The sequence below is a fragment of the Bacillus sp. SIMBA_074 genome (assembly GCF_046534555.1).
Lineage (GTDB): Bacteria > Bacillota > Bacilli > Bacillales > Bacillaceae_G > Bacillus_A > Bacillus_A mycoides.
In genome coordinates this window covers 1-268 of the sequence record NZ_JAWRYM010000591.1, presented here as the reverse complement: position 1 = coordinate 268, position 268 = coordinate 1, and the positions used below count along the sequence as shown (strand labels likewise).

The window sequence follows — 268 nt, the reverse complement described above, 5'->3', positions numbered from 1 at the left end:
GATCCCCGTAAACGGCTCCACGGTGCAGGTGGAATGAGGCGACTCGCCCGCGATACCAGCCGTTGCCGAGGATCACGCTGAGCTCGTTCGCACCCTCTCTGACGAGCGGGGTCACGTCGTACGTGTGGAAGCGGATGCGGTGCTCATATGAAGTCCACCCCGGCGCGAAGAGATCGGGGGAGATCGCCTCTCCGTTCAAGAACGGAGAGGCGATGCCCAGCGCGGTCAGGTACAGGCGGGCTCGCGCGACCGGAGCTGAGACGTGGAA

1 protein-coding gene is annotated in these 268 nt (G+C 64.9%); it reads right to left on the bottom strand.

Annotation, left to right across the window (positions count from 1 at the left end; all coding sequences use genetic code 11):
- On the bottom strand, nt 1–268 hold a 268-nt coding region (locus SB773_RS32105; protein WP_410594395.1), incomplete at both ends, for an alpha-L-rhamnosidase N-terminal domain-containing protein.